General features: G+C 69.7%; 16 protein-coding genes and 5 pseudogenes. 12 read left to right on the forward strand and 9 right to left on the reverse strand.

The genetic code is table 11. From position 1 onward, the window contains the following. A pseudogene (locus IG02_RS0134665) lies at positions 1-1,808 on the reverse strand (beta-galactosidase); the annotation flags it as partial. A 53-nt stretch (positions 1,809-1,861) separates the two neighbouring features. On the opposite strand from IG02_RS0134665, the pseudogene IG02_RS0134670 reads away from it, so the two are divergent. From IG02_RS0134670 to IG02_RS0134680, 3 genes and pseudogenes are all read left to right on the forward strand, one after another. Continuing rightward, positions 1,862-2,158, forward strand: a pseudogene (locus IG02_RS0134670) (TetR family transcriptional regulator C-terminal domain-containing protein); the annotation flags it as partial. A gap of 42 nt (positions 2,159-2,200) precedes the next feature. Further along, on the forward strand, positions 2,201-2,575 hold the full coding sequence (locus IG02_RS0134675) for a group II intron maturase-specific domain-containing protein (RefSeq protein ID WP_199814135.1): 375 nt from the start codon (positions 2,201-2,203) through the stop codon (positions 2,573-2,575). A gap of 574 nt (positions 2,576-3,149) precedes the next feature. Continuing rightward, complete coding sequence (locus IG02_RS0134680; protein WP_030757396.1) at positions 3,150-4,937, forward strand: reverse transcriptase/maturase family protein; 1,788 nt, start codon at positions 3,150-3,152, stop codon at positions 4,935-4,937. Between the two features lie 98 nt (positions 4,938-5,035). Here IG02_RS0134680 and IG02_RS41935 read toward each other — a convergent pair whose 3' ends face one another. Beyond that, complete coding sequence (locus IG02_RS41935; protein ID WP_158712445.1) at positions 5,036-5,317, reverse strand: hypothetical protein; 282 nt, start codon at positions 5,315-5,317, stop codon at positions 5,036-5,038. Positions 5,318-5,418: 101 nt separating this feature from the next. On the opposite strand from IG02_RS41935, the gene IG02_RS41940 reads away from it, so the two are divergent. From IG02_RS41940 to IG02_RS44045, 3 genes and pseudogenes are all read left to right on the forward strand, one after another. Beyond that, positions 5,419-5,583 (forward strand): hypothetical protein, encoded by a 165-nt coding sequence (locus IG02_RS41940; protein ID WP_158712446.1) that lies wholly within the window; start codon positions 5,419-5,421, stop codon positions 5,581-5,583. Then, positions 5,583-5,765: a hypothetical protein gene (locus tag IG02_RS0134695; RefSeq protein WP_030757402.1), complete on the forward strand. Its 183-nt coding sequence runs from the start codon at positions 5,583-5,585 to the stop codon at positions 5,763-5,765. The genes IG02_RS41940 and IG02_RS0134695 overlap by 1 nt, the downstream gene beginning before the upstream one ends. Before the next feature lie 89 nt (positions 5,766-5,854). Continuing rightward, positions 5,855-6,088 (forward strand): annotated as a pseudogene (locus tag IG02_RS44045) (RapZ C-terminal domain-containing protein); the annotation flags it as partial. A gap of 191 nt (positions 6,089-6,279) precedes the next feature. Here IG02_RS44045 and IG02_RS37290 read toward each other — a convergent pair. From IG02_RS37290 to IG02_RS0134710, 3 genes are all read right to left on the reverse strand, one after another. Next, positions 6,280-7,194 (reverse strand): phosphatase PAP2 family protein, encoded by a 915-nt coding sequence (locus IG02_RS37290; protein ID WP_051766135.1) that lies wholly within the window; start codon positions 7,192-7,194, stop codon positions 6,280-6,282. An 89-nt stretch (positions 7,195-7,283) separates the two neighbouring features. Further along, positions 7,284-8,240 (reverse strand): hypothetical protein, encoded by a 957-nt coding sequence (locus IG02_RS0134705; protein WP_030757408.1) that lies wholly within the window; start codon positions 8,238-8,240, stop codon positions 7,284-7,286. After that, a complete protein-coding gene (locus IG02_RS0134710) occupies positions 8,237-8,578 on the reverse strand; it encodes a PadR family transcriptional regulator (RefSeq protein WP_030757411.1) in 342 nt (113 codons plus the stop codon). The genes IG02_RS0134705 and IG02_RS0134710 overlap by 4 nt, the downstream gene beginning before the upstream one ends. Positions 8,579-8,940: 362 nt before the next feature. Here IG02_RS0134710 and tap point away from each other — a divergent pair. Together tap and tpg are read left to right on the forward strand one after the other, a co-directional pair. Continuing rightward, a pseudogene (gene tap, locus IG02_RS37295) lies at positions 8,941-11,180 on the forward strand (telomere-associated protein Tap); the annotation flags it as partial. Between the two features lie 12 nt (positions 11,181-11,192). Further along, the gene (tpg, locus tag IG02_RS44050) at positions 11,193-11,750 is read left to right on the forward strand and encodes a telomere-protecting terminal protein Tpg (RefSeq protein ID WP_420707822.1); all 558 of its coding nucleotides are present in this window, start codon (positions 11,193-11,195) and stop codon (positions 11,748-11,750) included. Positions 11,751-11,905: 155 nt separating this feature from the next. Here the strand turns inward: tpg and IG02_RS0134720 are convergent, their stop codons facing one another. Further along, complete coding sequence (locus tag IG02_RS0134720) at positions 11,906-12,538, reverse strand: TetR/AcrR family transcriptional regulator (RefSeq protein ID WP_030757414.1); 633 nt, start codon at positions 12,536-12,538, stop codon at positions 11,906-11,908. A gap of 146 nt (positions 12,539-12,684) precedes the next feature. On the opposite strand from IG02_RS0134720, the gene IG02_RS0134725 reads away from it, so the two are divergent. After that, positions 12,685-13,413, forward strand: coding sequence for an SDR family NAD(P)-dependent oxidoreductase (locus IG02_RS0134725; protein WP_030757417.1), 729 nt, complete (start codon positions 12,685-12,687; stop codon positions 13,411-13,413). A gap of 275 nt (positions 13,414-13,688) precedes the next feature. Here the strand turns inward: IG02_RS0134725 and IG02_RS0134730 are convergent, their stop codons facing one another. Next, complete coding sequence (locus tag IG02_RS0134730) at positions 13,689-14,750, reverse strand: hypothetical protein (RefSeq protein ID WP_030757420.1); 1,062 nt, start codon at positions 14,748-14,750, stop codon at positions 13,689-13,691. 194 nt (positions 14,751-14,944) lie between these two features. On the opposite strand from IG02_RS0134730, the gene IG02_RS0134735 reads away from it, so the two are divergent. Continuing rightward, a complete protein-coding gene (locus tag IG02_RS0134735) occupies positions 14,945-15,166 on the forward strand; it encodes a hypothetical protein (RefSeq protein WP_030757423.1) in 222 nt (73 codons plus the stop codon). 38 nt (positions 15,167-15,204) lie between these two features. After that, on the forward strand, positions 15,205-16,350 hold the full coding sequence (locus IG02_RS0134740; protein ID WP_030757426.1) for a hypothetical protein: 1,146 nt from the start codon (positions 15,205-15,207) through the stop codon (positions 16,348-16,350). A 41-nt stretch (positions 16,351-16,391) separates the two neighbouring features. Here IG02_RS0134740 and IG02_RS41235 read toward each other — a convergent pair whose 3' ends face one another. Together IG02_RS41235 and IG02_RS41240 are read right to left on the reverse strand one after the other, a co-directional pair. Next, on the reverse strand, positions 16,392-16,709 hold the full coding sequence (locus IG02_RS41235) for a hypothetical protein (RefSeq protein ID WP_158712447.1): 318 nt from the start codon (positions 16,707-16,709) through the stop codon (positions 16,392-16,394). 158 nt (positions 16,710-16,867) lie between these two features. Continuing rightward, a pseudogene (locus IG02_RS41240) lies at positions 16,868-18,073 on the reverse strand (helicase associated domain-containing protein); the annotation flags it as partial. Between the two features lie 245 nt (positions 18,074-18,318). Here IG02_RS41240 and IG02_RS0134755 point away from each other — a divergent pair. Beyond that, positions 18,319-18,852 (forward strand): pyridoxamine 5'-phosphate oxidase family protein, encoded by a 534-nt coding sequence (locus IG02_RS0134755; RefSeq protein WP_030757430.1) that lies wholly within the window; start codon positions 18,319-18,321, stop codon positions 18,850-18,852.

Here is an 18,852-nt window from a genome sequence, read left to right on the forward strand (position 1 = left end):
TCTCCGCCGGCGACGAAGACCTGTACGTCCCAGGCGCTCAGGCGCAGTGCCGTGCCGGCGGGTACTGCGGTGCGGTCCAGCGCGTCGGGCAGTGTCACCGGCGCCGTGATGTGCGCGGGGTCCCAGTTCCAGTTGTGGACGATGTGGACGCGGCGCCCGTCAGGGGAGGTGCCGGTGGAGGCTGTGGCCGACGGCGGCAGGTCCCGCCAGCCGCTGCGCGGGACGGGTGCGAGCCGGCCGGCCAGCGCGCGGGCGAGGCCGCGGCCGGGAACCGTGCCGACGCAGGTGACCCGGCCCGCGCTGTGGCGGCGTGTGGTGACGGCGGGCCAGCGGCCGAAGTGCGGGTGGTCGTACCCGACGAGGACCTCCGTGTCCAGGGCGGTGAGTCCCTCGATCGAGCGGGTGGCCGTCGTCTGTTCCGGTAGCTGAAGCGGGCTGCCGGTCACCGGGCGCAACGGGATGTCGGCCGTCAGGTTGCTGAACTCTTCGTAGCTCGCTCCGGCGGCCTCGACGAGGCGTCCGGGTGCCGGCTCCTGGCGGGCCCGGGCCTCGTGGTCGGCGTAGCCGGTGCGCGGGCCGAGGACCAGGTGGCCACCCGCCCGTGCGTAGGCGGCGAGCCAGTCCAGGGTCGTGTCGGCGGCCAGGTAGAGGGTCGGGACGATGAGGACAGGATGGTCACGCGACGCTTCTTCGGGGCTGGGGCCGGGGCGTTCACCGCTCGGATCGTGCAGCTGGCGGCTGTGCACGGTGCGGACCTGGCGGCCCGCGTCGAAGGCTCCGCGGTAGAAGGGGTCGAGGATTCCGTGGTAGGCGTTCGGGTCGGGCCCGCCGTCGGGGCCGGCGAGCGGCGGGTACTTCTGCATCAGCCACTTGCTCGGGGTCGAGTAGACCAGAGTGAGGTCCGCGTCCGGTTCGAGACCGGTGACCAATGGGCCGGGGGTCTCGAACTCTGTTCCCAGGAGGGTCAGTTCGTGATTGGCGCGGCCTGGCCTGCCGCTGTGCGGGAGGATTCCGCCCACATAGGTCTCGGCCCCGAAGTGCAGGGTGTGCCAGTGCCAGTACTCGATCATCCGCGCCCCGCGCGCGACCAGCGCCCACGCCGCTTGCCGCCACTGGCCGTCGTAGGCGGGGCGGTTGTCCCAGGGCGGGCCGATGGTGCCGGCGTTGGTCTCGGTGACCAGGAACGGCGCCTGCCGGGAGGAGTACATCCAGTCCCCGATCTGCGAGACGGACCAGGCACGTTCGCCGTGCCCCAGGGCGTCCTGCATGCCGTAGTAGGGGTTGCCCGCGGCGATGTCCAGCGACTCGTTCAGCTCGTGGTCCTCGATACCCGGGCGGGGATAGGAGACGCAGGTGGTGACAAACTGTCCGGGGCGGGCGAACTCGCGGACGATACCGGCCTGCCAGGCGACGAAGTCGGTGGTCTGCCTGGTCTGGAACTCTCGCCAGGCGACGTCGTGCTGCGGCTGCGTGTTGCCGTCCGGCCTCCACAGGTCGGCCCAGGTGGTCAGGCGGTGCGACCAGTAGACCAGGCCCCACTCGCGGTTGAGGGTCTCCACGTCGCCGTACTTGTGGCGGAGGTGGTCGGCGAAGCGCTGGAAGGCGCCGTGGTTGTGGAAGAGCTCCAGTCCGGGCTCGTTGTCCACCTGGAAGCCGATCACCGCCGGGTGCCGGGCGTAGCGGGCGAGGATGCGGCGGATGACGCGTTCGGCGTGGAAGAGGAAGGCGGGGTGGGTGTAGTCGACCTCTTGGCGGGCGCCCCAGCCGATGCGCTCGCCGGTGCGCCGCTCGCCCGCGATCTCCGGGTACGGGCCGAGGGTGAAGCCTCCGGGGCCGGTGCGCTTGGTGCCGGTGTGCCGGTCCGCTGCTGCCCGGCGGCTGCCTGATGACCGCAGCGCTGACCGAGTACGACGGCCGCCCCGGCCGGGTCCGCGACGCGGTGGCCGAAGTGTGGTCGTGCTGGCAGGAGCAGCTGCGGGCGGACCTGACCGCAGCGGTGGAGAACGCTGAACTACCGGACAGGTTCGACATCGACCAGGCCCTGTTCGAGATCATCGCCGCCGGACTGGCACTGAACGCGGCCATGCAGCTCCAGCGTGACCGGTCGGCCGCGGGCCGGGCCCGCCTCGCGATCGAGCGGGCGCTGAGCCAGCCCTGACCGCGCGACAGGCCGGCCACTGGCCGATTCCACCACCGGAAGATGGAATCGTGGAAATGGCGAGGCAGGTTCTACCTGCAACGCTGGCCCTCGGTCCGAGCGATGCGGGTGCTGCGGGACAAGATCCGCGCGGCCGCCGCCCGCTCGAAGACCGAACGACCGGTGTCCGCCGTGGTCGCCGACCTCAACCCCGTGCTGCGGGGCTGGGCGGCGTACTTCCGCAACGGGAACTCCGGGCGGAAGTTCAACGCGGTCGGCGGCTACGTTCACGAACGGCTGGCCATCTTCGCCAGCCGGAAACACAGACTCCGAGGCCGGAACTGGACCACCCGATTCACCTACGGATGGATCACCCGGCTCGGGGTCTACCGCCTCACCGGAAACGTGCACAGGGCGACGGCGCATGCCAGTCGGTGAATGATGTCGGAAAGCCGTGTGCGGGAGAACCGCACGCACGGTGTGCGCCGTGAGGCGCTTCGTTGTATCCCCGACGCAGTCGGGAGGAACTCGGAGGGAGGTTCTTGGGCCGCCTGGCTCACCTGGACGTGAAAGCGCGAGGGGACAAGAGCATGCCAGGGAAGCGGTGGCCGGCTGGAGGTGTCCAGGACGGGGTGCCGCGAGACCCGCGCGATATGGCCGAGGCTGGATTGCTTGAAGCCCGATCTCCAGTGGTGAGAGTGCGCACCCGTCGGAACGACACCTGTAACCGATGCCGCGCTGTGTCCGGGCGTGAACCGTGGGACCGGGCAACCTCCGTGGCGCGGAGCGTCACCCAGCGAGGGTGGTCAAGGAGATGAGTGGGCGGCCTACGTCGTGCTCGATACGTACAACGAAGACGTACCACGGGATCGCCTACGGGGCGCGAGCCCTATGGCGACGGAGGTGTCGTAGTAGTCGCAGGAGTAACGACCTGCCGGGGAGGCCGGGAAGCCGGACCGCAGGGCGAAGGGCACCAGGTGATTGAGATGTCCAGTGAAGTGAGGCATGCGTAATGCAGAGCGCCGAAGCGGTGCTGGACGTCATCCGTAAGCGCGGTGAAAGGGGACTGCCTCTGGAGAGGCTGCATCGGCAACTGTTCAACCCTCAGCTGTATTTGGTGGCCTACGGGCGCATCTATGCAAACGCGGGTGCGATGACACCGGGGGTCACCGAGGAGACTGCGGACGGCATGTCCTTGGAGAAGATCGAAGCGATTATCAGCGCCTTACGGGTTGAACGCTATCGGTGGTCTCCGGTCAAGAGGGTGCACATCCCGAAGAAGAACGGGAAGACGCGCCCGCTGGGTCTGCCGACCTGGTCGGACAAGCTGGTGGCGGAGGTGGTTCGCCTGCTGCTTGAGGCGTACTACGACGTCCAGTTCTCCGACCGCTCACACGGTTTCCGTCCCAATCGGGGCTGTCACACTGCCTTGGGCGAGGTGGTGCGGGTCTGGAAAGGGACACACTGGTTCATCGAAGGTGACATCTCCGACTGTTTCGGGAGTCTTGACCACGAGGTCATGCTCTCGATTCTCTCGGAGAAGATCGATGATGGCCGGTTCTTACGGCTGATCAGCCACATGCTCAGGGCTGGATATCTGGAGGACTGGCGATGGAACGACACCCTCAGCGGAGCACCGCAGGGAGGAGTCGCGTCGCCGATTCTCTCGAATATCTACCTTGACCGGCTGGACCAGTTCGTCGAGCAGTCTCTGCTGCCTGAATACAATCGCGGCGAACGGCGTCGGCCGAACGCGGCATACAGGAGCGTGGAGTTCGCGATCCAACGGGCCAAGCGGCGCGGCGGCCGGGAGGCGGTGCGGAAGGTCCAGCTTCAGCGTCGTTCCCTGCCGAGCCAGGACCCGAACGATCCGGACTACCGGCGGCGTCGGTATGTCCGTTACGCCGACGACTGGCTGCTGGGATTCGCCGGGCCGAAGCGCGAGGCCGAGGAGATCAAGTCCAAGGTTCGGGCATTCCTGCGTGAAGAACTCAAGCTGGAGCTGTCCGAGCCCAAGACGCTGATCACTCACGCCGCCAGCCAGGCGGCGCGATTCCTCGGTTATGACATTCGGGTCCAGCACTCCGACACGAAGATCACCCGGAACCGGCGGGCGGTCAATGGAGCGGTTGGCCTGTTCGTGCCGAAGCAGGTGATCAGGCAGAGATGCGCGCTCTACATGAGCAGGGGGCAACCGGCTCAACGCGGCATGCTGCTTCACGACGAGGATTTCACCATCGTCGCGAAGTACCAGTCAGAGTTCCGGGGGCTCGTCCAGTACTACCTTCTTGCCCAGGATGTGTTCCGGTTCGGCAAGCTCCAGTGGGTTATGGAGACCTCGATGCTGAAGACACTGGCGGGGAAGCACCGGACGTCGGTCACGAAGATGTCTCGGAAGTACAAGCGAATCATCGAGACGTCCGAGGGGCTCCGTTCATGCGTCCAGGTCACTGTCGAACGCGACCGGGGGAGGAAACCGCTGGTCGCCCGCTTCGGCGGGATCCCGCTCAAACGACAACGCACGGCAGTCCTCACCGATCGCAGGCCGGTCATGGCCAGCGGCAAACGCAACGAGTTGATCCATCGACTCCGTGCCGAATGCTGCGAGATGTGCGAGTCGAGGACGAGGTTGGAAGTCCATCACATCCGGAAACTCGCTGATCTCAACCGGCCTGGCCGACGCGAGAAACCGTCATGGGTCCATCTCATGGCCAAACGGAAACGGAAGACCCTGGTCATCTGTCGACGCTGCCATGAGGACATCCATGCCGGGCGGCCCACTGTGGGCTCTCGGAAGTGATCACTGGAGAACGGGAGGCTGGGAAACCCGCCTGTCCCGTTCGGGAAGGGGCCGTCGGAAAAGGACCCGAGCCACGGGCACCTCGTCGGCGGCCTACTTCACTTGAAGCGGCGGGGGCTGGAAACGGAGCGGAAGCCACCGCGCCAGTCCCCGACCCTGCTGATGGACACCAAGCACTGCGTCATCGACGGCTGGGTCGACGGCAGGCCCGTGCCCGGCCCGCGCGGCACCGCGACGTTCGGCCTGGTCGTCCGACCCGCCAGCCCGGACGCCGTCGACGACGACGCCCCCGACACGGTCGTCACCTGCACCAGCGGCGACCCCCGCATCACGCACGAGCTGCTGAACGGCATCCAGCCCGGCGACCTGCTGCGCGTCACCGGCACCCTGGTCCAGCCGGCCGGCACCCGGCGAGCCCGCCCGGCGCACCGTCGACGCCCTGGAGGTCCTGGACACCGGACTCATCCCGGTCCTGCGGGACATGGTGATGGACCGCTACGGCGACTACTGCGTCATCTCCGACGCCGACCGCGAGAAGGTGCCGGTCTTCACCAGGCTCGGGCAGTGGGCCGGCGAGGCGGACAACCCCGACGCCATCGCCACCCTCATCGACATCCACGAGCGGGTGAACGGCGGTGACGCCTGATGGCCGGCACCAGCCCGCAGGCCCGCACGGTCCTGGAGCGGTTCCCCGCCGGAGGTCCCCGCGGCTCCTGGCCGGCCGGAGAGTACGCCGCCGCCCGGCGCGCCCAGGGCACCAACGCTCAGGTCGTCATGGACCTGCGCACCGACCAGTTCCTCGTGGTCACCGACACCATCACCCAGTAGCACCGCCCCGGAGCGCCGCGCCCCGCCCTTCCCGGCCGGGCGCGGCGCTCCGCACGTTCCCGCCCATTCACTCCGAGCAGGAGGCACCCTTGCGCCCGGTCCGTCTCATCTCCTTCGGCTACCTGCACCTGCCCACCGGCCCGGACGGCTCCCCCGTCCCGCCCGCCGCCGACCGGATCGAAGACGTCCGCGACCGGCTCCGCGACCCGGCCGCCGCCCGCGACCTCCTCGACCTCGACGGCCTCAACCCCCGCGTCCAGGACGTCGTCCTGAACACCCCCGGCGCCCGCGAGCTGCTCGCCGACCTGGCCGACTGCGCCGACCTGCCCGCCGGCCACCGCCGCATCGCCATCGGATGCGCAGGCGGCGGGCACAGACCTGTTGACCGGACTATGGGGGACACGTCGGGCGGGAGCGCATCCCGGCCCGGGCGTCGACGGCTTCTACGAGGCGGTGGCATCGGACAGGCGCTTTGCCAGGATGCGCCGGTTCCCGCCCGGAGCCGGCCGGGTGGTCAGCCCAGCGCGGGGCGTGTGCGGCGTGCGGTGTGTGCGGGCCGCCCGACTGCGGCGTACCAGACCAGGGCCGCACATATGAAGCCCGTCGCCGCGGAGACCAGTGACCTTGTGAGGGTGTCGTTCCGTGCGCCGGAAACGAGGGCGACGGCCAGTGCCAGCGTCAGGGTGATGACGGGCAGCGCTCGGGGGCTCCGCGTGGCACCCGGCGCGGCGGCTGGCGGCAGCAGCCAGGTTGCGAGGCCGTAACAGGCACAGGCCAATAGTGTGGCCCCCAGCACTTCGCTGGGCCGGTGGCCGCCGTTGGTCGCGCTGTAGGCGGCGATGCAGGCGAGCCACAGCACACCGGCCGTGGCGGCATAGGGGCGGATGCGGGAGGAAACCACGAGGACGGCGGCGAGGGTCAGCGCGGCGGGGATGGCCGTGTGCCCGCTGGGGAAACCCTGATCAAGGAGATTCTCGGGCGCGCCCACCAGATCGGGGCGGGGCAGGATGGTCGATTTGAGCACCTCCTTGCCTCCGGTCGTGAGAATGACGACCCCGAGTGCCGCGCACCCCTGCCACCAGCACCGCCGCACCAGGGTGAGGACCACGATGACGGCCAGGCCCACCATCAGGGTGGGCTTGGCGCTCAATTCCAGCGGCGGCAGGGGCGTCGAGCCGTAGGCCGCTCCTGACAGGGGGTAGATCCATACAGCTTCGGGGTCCCCTTTACCGAGACCGAACAGGGCGTTCTCAGCTCGTTGCCCCCACGGGGTGCAGATGGCGAGCAGGTAGACCGTCAGGAACCCCAGGGTGTACAGCAGAGCCGGCATCCACGGCCGTGTCGTACGCGACAGGCTGGGGGCGTCGGGGGCCTGCCTTGAGGCCCCCGGACGGTGCGCGGGCAGGGTCGGAGAATCGTGCTGAGTCATCGCTCTGTTTCTTCCGTTGAGGGGAGTTAGGTCGCGCACGTCTTGTGGCACGACGTGGGCCGCCGGGCTCGGCCACCGGGGGGCCGCTCCTATTCGGGGAGTGCCTGCGCCTGTCGGCGCTGGGCGGTGATCGCCAGGGCGGGGAGGGGTGCCACAAGCAGGATGAGGACGACCAGGTCCGGAAAGGACTGCATGAACGCGTCCGGCTGGACGACGATCGCCTGCGTGCGGACGATCGCGACCGCTGCGACGGGGATCAGCCACCGGTGGTCGCCGGTGGCGGCCGTCGCCACCCACGCGGCGATCAGCGCGGCGGCCTCGAGGGCGAACAGGCCGCGTTGGAAGGCCGGGCTGACGGAGATGATGTGCAGGCCCCCGGCCACGAACATGGCGAGTACGACGGGGGCCAGCCAGCGGTAGGAGCGGCGCCGTAGCCGACTGGGAGGGCAGAGCGCCAGCACGGCGCACGCGGCACACAGTGCCCCCGAGAGGGCCAGGTCACGGGCCGTTATCGGCGCGCCCAGCCCGTAGTAGCTCAGGCCTCTCTTGCCCTCGTCGCCGAAGAGGGTGCGGCCGTGGGACGTGGCGCCGGCCCAGATCATGGCTGCCGCGGCCGGCAGGGCGATTAAGGGCTTGCCGCGCAGCAGGGCGATCAGGCCGACCAGCGGGAGCAGCCCGTAGGGCAGGAGCCGTGTCGGCCCGGGCCCGCCCGCCCACGGGTACCAGCCGGAGAAGTGGAAGGCGATGGCATGCTGCCCGGGGTCGATGCGCAGTGCCCAGTGCCACACGTCCTGCAGGTACGGGACCAGCGCCAGCGCGGCGAGGACGAGGGCGGTCAGATGGATGCCGTCCAGCCACCACGGCCCCGTGGTGTCGTCGACGGTGGCACGGGCGCGGGCCTGCACCCCGGCACGCGCCAGGGCGACGACCTCCCGCGGTGGGGGCCAGGCGCGGCCGGGATACGCCTCGGCCAGGCAGGTCAGCAACTCCTTGCCCTGCCGGGAACGGTAGGACTTGGGATAGGCCGCGAGCAGCAGACGGTTCATGCGGGGGCCGCCCCGGTGTTCCGTGAGCGTCCGATGACGACGGCCGCCGCCTGCTGCATCCTGAGCGCCTCCCGGCCGAGTGCCTGGGTGCCGTCCTCGGTGACTCGGTAGTAGCGCCGCGCCCGTCCGTCCACGATCTCCTCGTCGCCGGGGGCCACCAGTCCGGCCCGCTCCAACCGCTCCAGCGCGCCGTAGAGAGTGCCGACAGCGATCCGGAGCCGCCCGTCGGTGGCCTGCTCGGCGGCCTTGATGATGCCGTAACCGTGCAACGGACCATCCATGAGCGCAGCGAGGATGAAGTATTGCGGTTCCGTCAGGGACGGCTTCCGTATGGTCATACGTCGAGTATATATCGAGCTACGAAATATATCGGCCAGTCCTGTGTGATCTGCGCTGGGACACCACCGGCGTCATGTAGAACGCGCAGATCAGTGGGGTCTTCTGACGGCGCCACCAGGGTTCGTCGTCGATCTGGGACGCAGGCCTTCGGGCCGATCGTCTCGTTCTCAAACAGGCGTGCCTTGTCCATCCGCCTCCACCCCCTTGATCCACAAGGTCTTGTAGGGGGCCGCGAAGGTCCGCGTGTGGAGAGACCGGCTGCGGCAATGCCTGCGGGCACCCCTGCGTGACCCGCGTACGCGATTCATGCGCCGAAAGGACGCGAGTCGTACGGTTCATGGTGTGGAGTGTCGGTCAGGCGGTGTCCGAGTTGTTCGACGCGGTCGACGCGCTGGTCGCGTCCCGCTCTCCGCTGCCGTCGGCGGAGGAGCGCAAGCGGCTGCGCGTTGCGCACGGCCTGACGCTGGACGAAGTGGCGGCCGCGCTGAAGGTGCGCCGGGCCACGGTGTCCGGCTGGGAGTCGGCGAAGAAGCCGACCGAGCCGCGCGGCCCGGAGCGCGAGGCGTACGCGCGGCTGCTCAAGCAGCTCGCGGAGCTCTACCCCAGGCCGGAGGAGCAGGCCGCGCCGTGCCCGCCACGTTCACCGGCGCACCCGCCCCTGCGGAAGCCGAGTCTCTGTCCACGGATCCAGCGCCCGAGGCTGCGGCCCTGACTGATCACGAGAACACCCAGACCCCCGCTCCCGTCGCCACGGCGCCGGCGGCCGTGCCGCGTCCGGCGCGCACCACCAGGCCGACGTCGACGTCGCGCCGTCCGGGCGCGAAGAAGGCAGCCCCGGTCGGCGCCCCGGCGGGCGGCACTGACCCGCAGTTCGAGAACGGCCCGCTGGCGGTCGTCGACGTCGAGGGCGGCCAGGTGCTGGCGTACTGCACCGGCGGCCTGGTCCTGGACGTGCCCGCCAGGTCCTTGTCGTCGTTGGTGGAGTGGACGCTCAAGGAGGCCAGGCTCGGTCAGCCGAAGCTCTCCGGTCCCGGCAAGGACGCCGACCCGCTGCTCGTACTCACCGGGGCCGCGCTGGAGCGCTACGGTCTCCCGGCCGCGCTCACGCGGGAAGAGCAGCTCGCCGGACGCCTGCCGGAGGGCCACAAGGTCATCAAGCAGCTGGTCCGCGCGGAATGGAAGCTGACCAAGCGCGGATTCGGCCCGTGGGCGCGGATCTACCGCCCCGCGCGGGGCTCGGAGCGGGCCTGCGTGCAGCTGTGCGTCCCGTCGTGGCACGCGCTGGGCACCCGGCACTGGGGCGAGGCCGGGCAGCTGGCGCCGGCCGAACTCGCCCGCGTCCTGGGCGCGTACGCCTCGCGGGTGATGACGCCGCGTGGCTCCACCGCCGTGACCGGCCTGGGGCTGATGACCGCGCTGCACCCGCCGACCCGCGCCTCCGAGCCCGACGAGAACGGCAAGCGTCACTCCGAGCACAACCCCGGCTCGCTGGGGAAGGACCCGATCGACCTGATGGCCTGGCCGCCGTGCGAGGTCCCCGACGGGCACCCGGTACTCAAGGACCTGCCGCGCTTCCACGTACGCGGCCCGGCGGAGAAGCTGTTCGAGGAGGCGTACGACTGGGCGCGGCCGATGACGGACGACGAATGCCTGCGCCGTCACCTGGTCGGCATCGACGTGAACATGGCCTTCGCAGCGGGCGCCAACGGGCTGCTCGTCGGCCTCGCCGCGCCGCCGACACACGTCACGAACCCGGTCTTCGACCCGAAGCTGCCCGGCTCGTGGCTGGTCGACCTCTCCCACGTCGATCTGTCGAAGGTGAAGGTCGCCGAGGACAAGTGGGCGGAGCTGGACGGCTCGCTGCTGCCCAGCCCGTTCACGCCGGAGGGCGAGCGCCCCGAGGGGCCGGCCTGGTACGCGACGCCGACCGTGGCGTACGCGGTGGAGCTCGGCTACGAGGTGCGCCCGCTGGAAGCGTGGGTGCGCTATGACAACGGCCGCTACCTGGACGGCTGGTACAACCGGCTGCGCGACGCCTCCCTCGCCACGATGGCCGACCTCGGCGTCGACGCCGACCTCGCTCCGGCCGGCTTCCTCGCGGCGATGGACGGCTACAAGGCCCGTGACCCGGAGCTGGCGATCGTCGTGCCGGCGGTCAAGGCGACGGTGAAGGGCGGTCTGGGCAAGCTCCGCGAGCGCCCGCGCGGGGAGGGCCGGCGGCCGGGCGAGCCGTGGCGGGCCCTGTCCCGGCCGACGTGGCGGCCGGACATCCGGGCGGCGGTCATCTCCCGCACCCGTATCAACCTGCACCGCGAGATCGTCAAGCACGCGGCGTTCACCGACCAGTACCCGATCGCGATCCTGTCCGACTGCGTCGTGTACGCCGCCGACGGGCCCTCGCCGCTGGACTTCCTGCCCTACCGGGAGGGCAAGCAGCTGCCCGGCGGCTTCAAGCTCGGCATCAACCCCGGCCTGGTCAAGTGGGAGGGCACGACGACCGTTTTGTGGGGAGAGGAAGTCCGCGACCGCTTCAACGCCCCGGAGCTCAACCTCGCCCGGTACATCAAGGACGGCACCGTCACCGACGTCGGCGACGGAGAGTGGGAGAGGGCGATGAGCATGTTCGGGGACGGCCTGGACGCCGCCGTGCAGAAGGCGTTCACCCGCCCGGCTCCCAAGACCGCGGGCCCGCAGATGCGGTACTTGGTCAAGCAGCTCAAGGGCACCAAGGCGGTCGCTGGGCTGCCCGGCATCTCCCGGCGGCAGGTGGAGCGGTACGTGGCGGGCAAGGCCAAGAAGCCCCGCCCAGAGCTCGCCGCGCGCCTGGAGCGCGAGGTGAAGGCCCGGTGGCAGCCGCAGATCCGGGCCAAGGCCCGCGAGAAGGCGGCGTCCACGGGCGGCATCGTCATCGACGCCCGCGCCCGCATGGGCTGCACCGTGCCGATCGGGTCGACGGACCAGGGCCGCATCCGGCACCTGACCGTCGCCCTGCCACCCGTCTACGCCGCCCGCCTCTTCGACGCCCAGGAGCAGGGGGCCGGCGACGACCGCCTGCGGGAGATCGCCGCTGAAGCTCTCAAGGAGGTGTACTTCCAGGACAACGGCCGCCACGCCGGCAGCCTGGAGGAAGTTCGCATGCTCGATGTCGAGCACCTCGAGTTCGAGCTGTAGCCGCGCCCGGCCCCGAACGCTGCGAGCCCCGTATGTGACTGAGCACTTCAGTTGGCCACTGAGCGTTTCGGTTGGCCGCTCTGGTACTCAACGCCGAGCCGCTGCGGCGCTTCTGGTTGCGGTGTCGAGTACTTCCCTGGCGGCGTCCGCACCTGCTACGGCGTGCCGGCGAGCCTGCCCATCACGTCGTACACCTGCTGCGGAGTCAGCGGGGCTACGGCAAGCGCTCCTTGAGCTGGTCCCGTGTCCAGCCCCTCGAGCAGGAAGGCGACTTGGCGGCGCCAGGCGTCGGGCGCGGTGTCCGCGGCCGCGCGGGCGAGCAGGGCGTTGGTGACGAAGAAGAGCAGGAGGTCCTCGCTGGTGAAGTCTGGGCGGATGGCGCCGGCCAGCTGGGCTCGTTCGATGATCCGTGTGGCGGCCTCCTGCGCCCGGCCGCAGATGGCCATCAGGCATTCGGCGGCCGGATAGCGTCCGCTGACGACGTCGGCGACCGCGGGATCGGTGGCCTGCAGTTCACAGACCTTCTCGATGTAGTACGCGAACCCCTCCCGGGGGTCTTCGAAGGACAGGGCGTGCTCGGCGGCTTCGTCGAGACGGTCGGCGGCCAGTCCGGTCACCACTTCGTCAATGAGCGCCTCGCGGGTGCCGAAGAGGTTGTAGAGCGTGCCGTGACTGACACCGGCCCGGCGGGCGATTTCTTTCAGGGGCACCTTCAGGCCGCGTTCCTGGAAGAGCTCGGCGGCGGCTGCTCGCAGCTTCTCCGCGTTCCGTTGCGCGTCGGCCCGCATCCGGTCGTTCCTCCTGGCTGTGACATTGGGGCTTCCGTGGTCGCATCCCCCAGCAGATTAACTTGACCCATGGGTCATGTTGAGTGTTGCCGTTGACAAGTAAGTTGACCCAAGGGTCAAGAACTGTTGCGGCAAGGAGCAGTCCCATGTCCAAAGTGATCGCCGTCCTCGGTGCCGGCCTGGGTGTGTCCGTGGCCCGCCGCTTCGGGCGCGAAGGCTTCCGGGTCGCCCTGGTGGCCCGCCGCAAGGACCGGCTGGACACCCTCGTCGAGGTGCTCGCCGGCGAAGGCATTGAGGCGGTCGCGTTCTCCGCCGATCTTTCCAAGCCCGCCGAGGTGCCCGCTCTCGTCGAGGCGATCCGTGACCGCTTCGGCCGGATCGACGTGGTCGCGTACGGGCCGATCGGCGGCGACCAGGGCTTCACCCCCGCAGCCGAGCTGGACGCGTCGACCCTGGAGGCCCTGACCCCGCTGCTGCTGCTCACCCCGGTCGAGGTGGTCCGGGCCGTGCTGCCGGAGTGGACCGAGCGCGGCGAGGGCACCTTCCTGCTGGCTCAGGGCTACTCGGCGGCGCAGCCGATGCCCCACCTCAGCGGCCTGGGCCCGGTGATGGCCGCCACCCGCAACTACCTGTACTCCCTCAACGCCGAGCTGGCGGACACGGGCATCTACGCCGGCGCTCTGACCATCGCGTCCCTGATCGCCCGCAGTGAGGTGTCCGCGGCGGCCCAGGCCGCCTTCGAGTCGGCCGACGGCCCGCACTTCCCGATCGCCGACCCGGACGACCTCGCAGAGCACTACTGGGACATGTACACCAAGCGCGACCGCGTCGAGCAGTTCCACCCCGAGTCGCTGACTCCGCGGGCCCCCGCGTAGTACCCGCGATGCTGAGCAGGGCGCCCCCGGCCGAGGTCCTGCCAGGGCGGTAGGTACCCGAAGCCGATTCCGCAGCGCCAGAACAACGACCGGACCAGGCGGCCAATGCGACTTCGCGGAACACGACCTCACCACGCCGAAGCGACCCATACCCCGAGGCCGGCCATGAAGTTCAGTGGCCAACTGGAGCACTCAGTCACACAGACCGGTCGGTCCGGGCTGGCAGACGTATCCACAGCAGGGGATCGGATGCTCATGCACGAGAGGCCCACGTCCTACTCCGGAGGCGGCGTCACCAGCTTCGTAGCGCTCGGGTCGACGTCCGCTGCACAGGCCAGGGTCGGCAGGTCGCGGTCGAGCAGGCCGTTCATTTCGATGGCCGCCCGGCTGAGCAGGTGGGCGGCTTGGACGGACTGGCCGTCGGCGACGGCGGCGTAGAACCGGGCGGCGTAGGCAATGGCGTCGACATCGCCGATGCTGTCGGACATGCCGATGGCGAACGGCACGGTGTCGACCAGCTTCCCGGTCTGGGCTGCGGAGTGGCAGGAGTTGAGCAGGACCAGCAGCGGCTTGTCGTCCACGGCGGCGATGGCCCGGGCGAAGGCGCCGGCGCTGACGATGGCACCTTCGTGGAAGCCGTCCTCGCCTTTCTCGAATGCGATCAGGTCCCGCGTGCAGTGACCGGAGAAGTGCACGACGTGGGGACGGAACCGGGTCAGCGCGTCCAGGAAGACGTCCGCCGTCGCGGCCGGGTGGAGATCCAGGTCGACCAGGTCCCGATGGGTGGCACTCTGCACGGCCGCGCGAATTCTCTGCTGTTCCTGGCCGACTCGCAGGTCACCGGCGGAGGCGGCCGCCAGCAGCAGCACCCGCAGGTTCTCCGGCTTCGGGGCCCGCAGTTCCCTCATCACCGTGCGCACCTGACCCTCCGTCGTCGACAGGCGGCTCTCGAGCTTCTGCTGCTCAGCCGCGGCACGCCGCTCCGTCTTCTGCTGTTCACGCTGGCGAGCCTTCTCCGCGGCCGCCCCCTCAGTCTGTTCCGCCTTCGCCAGCTTGGCCGACAGGTCAGCCACCTCCTTGGAGAGCTTGCCGACCTTGGCGCTCCACGTGCTGGCGTCCTGGCCAGCTTTGTTGGCCTCGTTCTCGTACCGCTGGGCAGCACGCTGCTTGCTGTTGACGGTGACCTGGCTGCTCGCCTTGGCGGCTGCGGCTTTCTCCTTCGTGGCCTTCGCGCGCTTGTCGGCTTCCTTCTTGCGGAACTCGCCGGCCTTCTTTTCCGCGTCAGCGCGAGCCTTGTTCTTTCTGTCCAGCTGGCTCCGGTAGTAACTGGCGTTCATGGGCGTGCCTCTCTGCGGTTCCCGTCTCGCAGGCTATGGCCACCCACTGACAACGCCCCTCGCCGCTTCCCGCAGCGTTCCTGCAGGTGTGGCGGCAAGGCGGGCAGTCCTGGGCGGGTCCGCTGACGATCGTGACGGACGGGTCACGTTCCTTGCCCCGGAGGCCATCTGAGCGCTGGTAGATACTGGCCGCCATGGCAGAAGGCTCCGATCCGCAGCAGGACGTCACCTACCGGGCGCCGGTCGGCTCCGTCGATCTCAAGGCGTTCGACGAAGACGGCAACTCGTACGAGATCCGTGCGTGCCACGACTGTCTGCAGTGGTACGCGGAGGTCGTGGTCGTTGCCGGGGAAGTTCTCGTCAGGGAGTGGCATGCGGTGGGTCGTCCGCAGTTCCAGGAACTCATCCCGGACTGAGACGGGAATTCATCGCCCACGGTCGGGACACATCTCCTATGGGTGATGATGTTGTGGTGAGCCTGGACCTGAGCAATTACGAACTCCTCTGGCCCGCATCGCTGTTCATATCCGAGGGCGAGCGCGTGCTCCGGTCCGCGGGCTCCTGGCAGGACCGGGCTATCTGGCTCATGACGGAGGCCCTGGCCGGCACAACCGCAGTCGCCGACTTCGAGTATCTGCCCAACCACACCGCGCCGACATCCGATCCCTGGGCGACCACCGCCACCGGCTGGGGCACCAAACGGGCCGTGACGGACCAGCACGACTGGTTCACCGAACTCATCCGCCGAGCGCCCGAGCTCAGGCATGCGGCCGCGCCCCGGCCGTACTGGCCGCAGCGCCGCGGCAATGGACTCGCTCACGATGGCAGTACTGTGCGGGACACCCGACGGGACTTCGCGCGGCTCATCAGCGAGTTCGCCGGCAACGGCTACCTGGTCGAAGTCTTCGGCGAGGAATGCATCGACGATCACAGCGAGCTGCCTGACCCCTCCGACGTGATCGACAGGCGACTTGGCATCCCTGATCTGTGGCCGCTGGCGCCGGAGGCGTGGGGCGAAGACACCTTCTACGGGCTGATCGAGGTGTTCCACGACCTGGTGAGCCGCCCCCGGACGCGGCGCTTCCACTCCTACAGCGGCTGCGGATGGCACCACTCGGAGTTTCACAACGGCCCGGCACGCGTCCTGTACCGGTGGAAAGTCAACCAGCTGTTGCGCGAGGCTGGCATCGATTACGAACTGGCCGCCGAGGGCGAGGACCTCGGGCGCCTGGTCGCCGTCACCGACGACGCCCGAAGCCAGCTGGTGCACCGCGCCCTTAACGACAGCCCACCCGACACCACCGCCGGTGTCCGCCACGCCATCGCCCTCTTCCGAGGGCGTGACACGTCAGCCGAGAGCAAGCGATCGGCCATCTTCAACCTCGCCCGCATCCTTGAGGAACGCCGTGCCCTGATCAAGCAGCACCTCGGGAAGGACGAAGGCGCGCTGTTCGAGATCGCCAACCGCTTCGACCTGCGCCACCGCCGGGCCGACCAGCGCGGCGAGTACGACGAAGCATTCCTCGACTGGATCTTCTGGTGGTACCTCGCCACGGTAGAGCTGACCAACCGGCTGATCGCGTCGCGGCGCCTCGCCTGAGCCGTGGCGCCGCGACGTGCCTCCCCGATCGGGTGACTGTCTCAGTAGTCGTCCCGTTCGGAGGGCGGTCCGTACTGCCCGATGAGGTCGCAGGTGCAGGTGCCGCCCTCGTACGACTCCTTCTCGCACTCGTCATGGTGGTCCCGCTCCAGCAGCGGCTTCGCCGGAACGGGCCGCGAGCTGACTGCGGCGGGCCGGCCCGGGGCAGTCTGGTCGGATGCGCGGAACTCGATGTCCACGACGGCCGAGGCGATCTCCTCCTTGCGCCACTGCTCGGGGGAGTTGTGGTTCACCAGGCCGCCCGCGTAGGCCATGCGCAGCAGTTCGGCCTCGGTGTGCTTGCGCATCAGCTCGTTCATGCGCGACATCCGCGCCCTGCCCGCGCTGCCTGAGCCTCGCCCTCCGTCACGGTGTCGCCCTGGTCGTCCTCCTCCTGCGCCTGCGCGTCCGACGGCGCGGGCCGGACGGAACCGTCGTCCACCGATGCCGGGCAGGACGGGGCCGGCACCGCCGCCTTCGCCCAGGGCACGCCCAAGGTGGCGAGGGCGGCCTGCTGTTCGGGGGTGAGCTTGTCCCACCTCGTCCGGGTGTTCGAAGTCCATACGCCTAGCTTGACGGTCACCGGCTCGGTCTCGCCGTCGACCGCTAGCTGTTCACTGTGGCCACGCGGAACAGGCCGGTGGGCACCTTCTCGCTCGCCCCACTGCGCAAGGGCCGCCAGTCCGCGCTGGAAGGCCTGTTCCGCCTTGCTCGGCCCCTCCGTTGAACGCGGGACTGCCCTCGGCTTTAGCTGGCCGTTCGACGGGCTTGACGCCCAGCTTGGTCAGCCGTTCCCGCTGCTCGGTGGACAGCTGCGCCCAGGTGCTCGCCTCGCGTTGCCGTGCGAGCCATCGTCCGATGTCGTCGCCGTCCATCAGCACGCCGGGTGCGATGTCGGGCAGCTGGCCGTCGGCGTCGACCAGGTCCGCCAGGACGCGGTAGTGGCGCTGCCAGTTCAGCGGCCACGGGCAGTCCCAGTCCGGGTCGATCTCCGTCAGCTGCGCCGCGCGCATGGTGGCCCGCTCCGGGTCCTTGCCCAGGCCGTTCTTCGCACCCTTCCGCCGGAGGTTGGCCATGTGCTGCCCGGCGGGCACCATCGCCTCGCCCTCGCCCCATACCGCGTCCTGACGCGGCGCGAGGTGCCCGGTGGCCCGCCGGTAGGACCGGAGCGCGGCGAGCTTGGCCTCCCACGCTTCCTCGCCCGGCTCCCAGACCATCCCGGCCTCCGCCGCGTCCAGGAGGACCTTGCGCCGCTCCTCCAGCTCCCCGGCCCGCAGGGCCTTGCGCTGCTGGTGCACCCACCGCCCAAGCGGAAAGTCCTTGGTGACGCCGACCTCGACCTCAACGTCAAACGGAACGGCATAGAGACCGGTGATCTCATTCTCCTTCCGCCAGCGATCAGGGCCTGGTAGCCCTCCAGCCACACCAGCGACTCCGGCCGGTAGATCCGGGTGCGCAGGAACGCCGCGATCGTCGCCGCGTCGCGCGGGGTGGAGAAGTGCAGCAGGGCGGACTCGGCAACGGCGTCGGTGTCGTCCTGCTCCTGCTCCTGGTCCTCGCCGCCGGCCCCGACGATCCGCCCGTCCTCATCGCGCTGGAGGTGGACCTTGCGCTTGCCGCTGGTGAGCGCGCGGGAGGCGAGCTGCTCGACCAGGCGCTCATCATACGAGCGCAGGCCCTTTATCTGGATGGCGGGGGAGGGCGAGGGACGTTTGTTCTTGTTGTCGCCTGCGGTGATGGTGGTGGCTGGAGCGCGGTACGCGGGGTCCGCAGCCGGTCGTCGCTTGTACGCCTGCGCACCCCGGCGGCAGGGTGCAGAGGACGCCGCAAAGAAATACGACAGAAGATGTCGGGCTTTGTGGAGACAGTGGGGGCGCCGGTCGGTGTCGTGGTGGCGCGGGCCGGGACGACGGACAGACAAGGACCCTCATGCGCGAAACACCCGACGATCTCCACCGGCTCCAAGCCCTCCTCGACGCCTCGCTCTCCCGCTCCACGGCGCACCTGCGGTCGATCATCAGCAGTGAGCGCACGCTCACCGCCGAGCAGCTCACCCGTGTGCTCACCGGCATGTGCACGCTTGCGCTGTCCACCGTGACGGCGAAGGGCGAGCCGCGGATCAGCGGCGTGGACGGGCACTTCCTGCACGGAAAGTGGCACTTCGGCACCGCGCGCGGCGCCGCCAAAGCCCGGCACCTCGCTGCCCGGCCCGCCGTCAGCGCCGCGCACATGCGCGGGGAGGACCTGGGCGTGTTCACGCACGGCACCGCGGAGGTCCTCAACCCCCACCGCGGCGAGCCGGCCGCCGACTGGCCGGACCTGCTCGCGTACTTCCGGGACTTCTACGGCGACGACGCCTTCGACTGGGACAACGACGTGGTCTTCTACCGGCTTCACCCGCAGTGGATGGCCGTGTTCGCCCCCGACCTCGCCAAGCTCGGCGGGAAGGCGGACGAGGCGTGA

The sequence above is a fragment of the Streptomyces sp. NRRL F-5135 genome (assembly GCF_000719775.1).
GTDB classification, from domain to species: Bacteria; Actinomycetota; Actinomycetes; order Streptomycetales; family Streptomycetaceae; genus Streptomyces; species Streptomyces hebeiensis.

Bases quoted from the DNA above. Each gene is read 5' to 3' on its own strand.
- IG02_RS0134675 (WP_199814135.1), top strand. From the start codon at position 2,201: ATGGAATCGTGGAAATGGCGAGGCAGGTTCTACCTGCAACGCTGGCCC.
- IG02_RS0134680 (WP_030757396.1), top strand. From the start codon at position 3,150: ATGCAGAGCGCCGAAGCGGTGCTGGACGTCATCCGTAAGCGCGGTGAA.
- IG02_RS41940 (WP_158712446.1), top strand. From the start codon at position 5,419: ATGGTGATGGACCGCTACGGCGACTACTGCGTCATCTCCGACGCCGAC.
- IG02_RS0134695 (WP_030757402.1), top strand. From the start codon at position 5,583: ATGGCCGGCACCAGCCCGCAGGCCCGCACGGTCCTGGAGCGGTTCCCC.
- IG02_RS37290 (WP_051766135.1), bottom strand. From the start codon at position 7,194: ATGACTCAGCACGATTCTCCGACCCTGCCCGCGCACCGTCCGGGGGCC.
- IG02_RS0134705 (WP_030757408.1), bottom strand. From the start codon at position 8,240: ATGAACCGTCTGCTGCTCGCGGCCTATCCCAAGTCCTACCGTTCCCGG.
- IG02_RS0134710 (WP_030757411.1), bottom strand. From the start codon at position 8,578: ATGACCATACGGAAGCCGTCCCTGACGGAACCGCAATACTTCATCCTC.
- tpg (WP_420707822.1), top strand. From the start codon at position 11,193: ATGAGCATGTTCGGGGACGGCCTGGACGCCGCCGTGCAGAAGGCGTTC.
- IG02_RS0134720 (WP_030757414.1), bottom strand. From the start codon at position 12,538: ATGCGGGCCGACGCGCAACGGAACGCGGAGAAGCTGCGAGCAGCCGCC.
- IG02_RS0134725 (WP_030757417.1), top strand. From the start codon at position 12,685: ATGTCCAAAGTGATCGCCGTCCTCGGTGCCGGCCTGGGTGTGTCCGTG.
- IG02_RS0134730 (WP_030757420.1), bottom strand. From the start codon at position 14,750: ATGAACGCCAGTTACTACCGGAGCCAGCTGGACAGAAAGAACAAGGCT.
- IG02_RS0134735 (WP_030757423.1), top strand. From the start codon at position 14,945: ATGGCAGAAGGCTCCGATCCGCAGCAGGACGTCACCTACCGGGCGCCG.
- IG02_RS0134740 (WP_030757426.1), top strand. From the start codon at position 15,205: ATGGGTGATGATGTTGTGGTGAGCCTGGACCTGAGCAATTACGAACTC.
- IG02_RS41235 (WP_158712447.1), bottom strand. From the start codon at position 16,709: ATGAACGAGCTGATGCGCAAGCACACCGAGGCCGAACTGCTGCGCATG.
- IG02_RS0134755 (WP_030757430.1), top strand. From the start codon at position 18,319: ATGCGCGAAACACCCGACGATCTCCACCGGCTCCAAGCCCTCCTCGAC.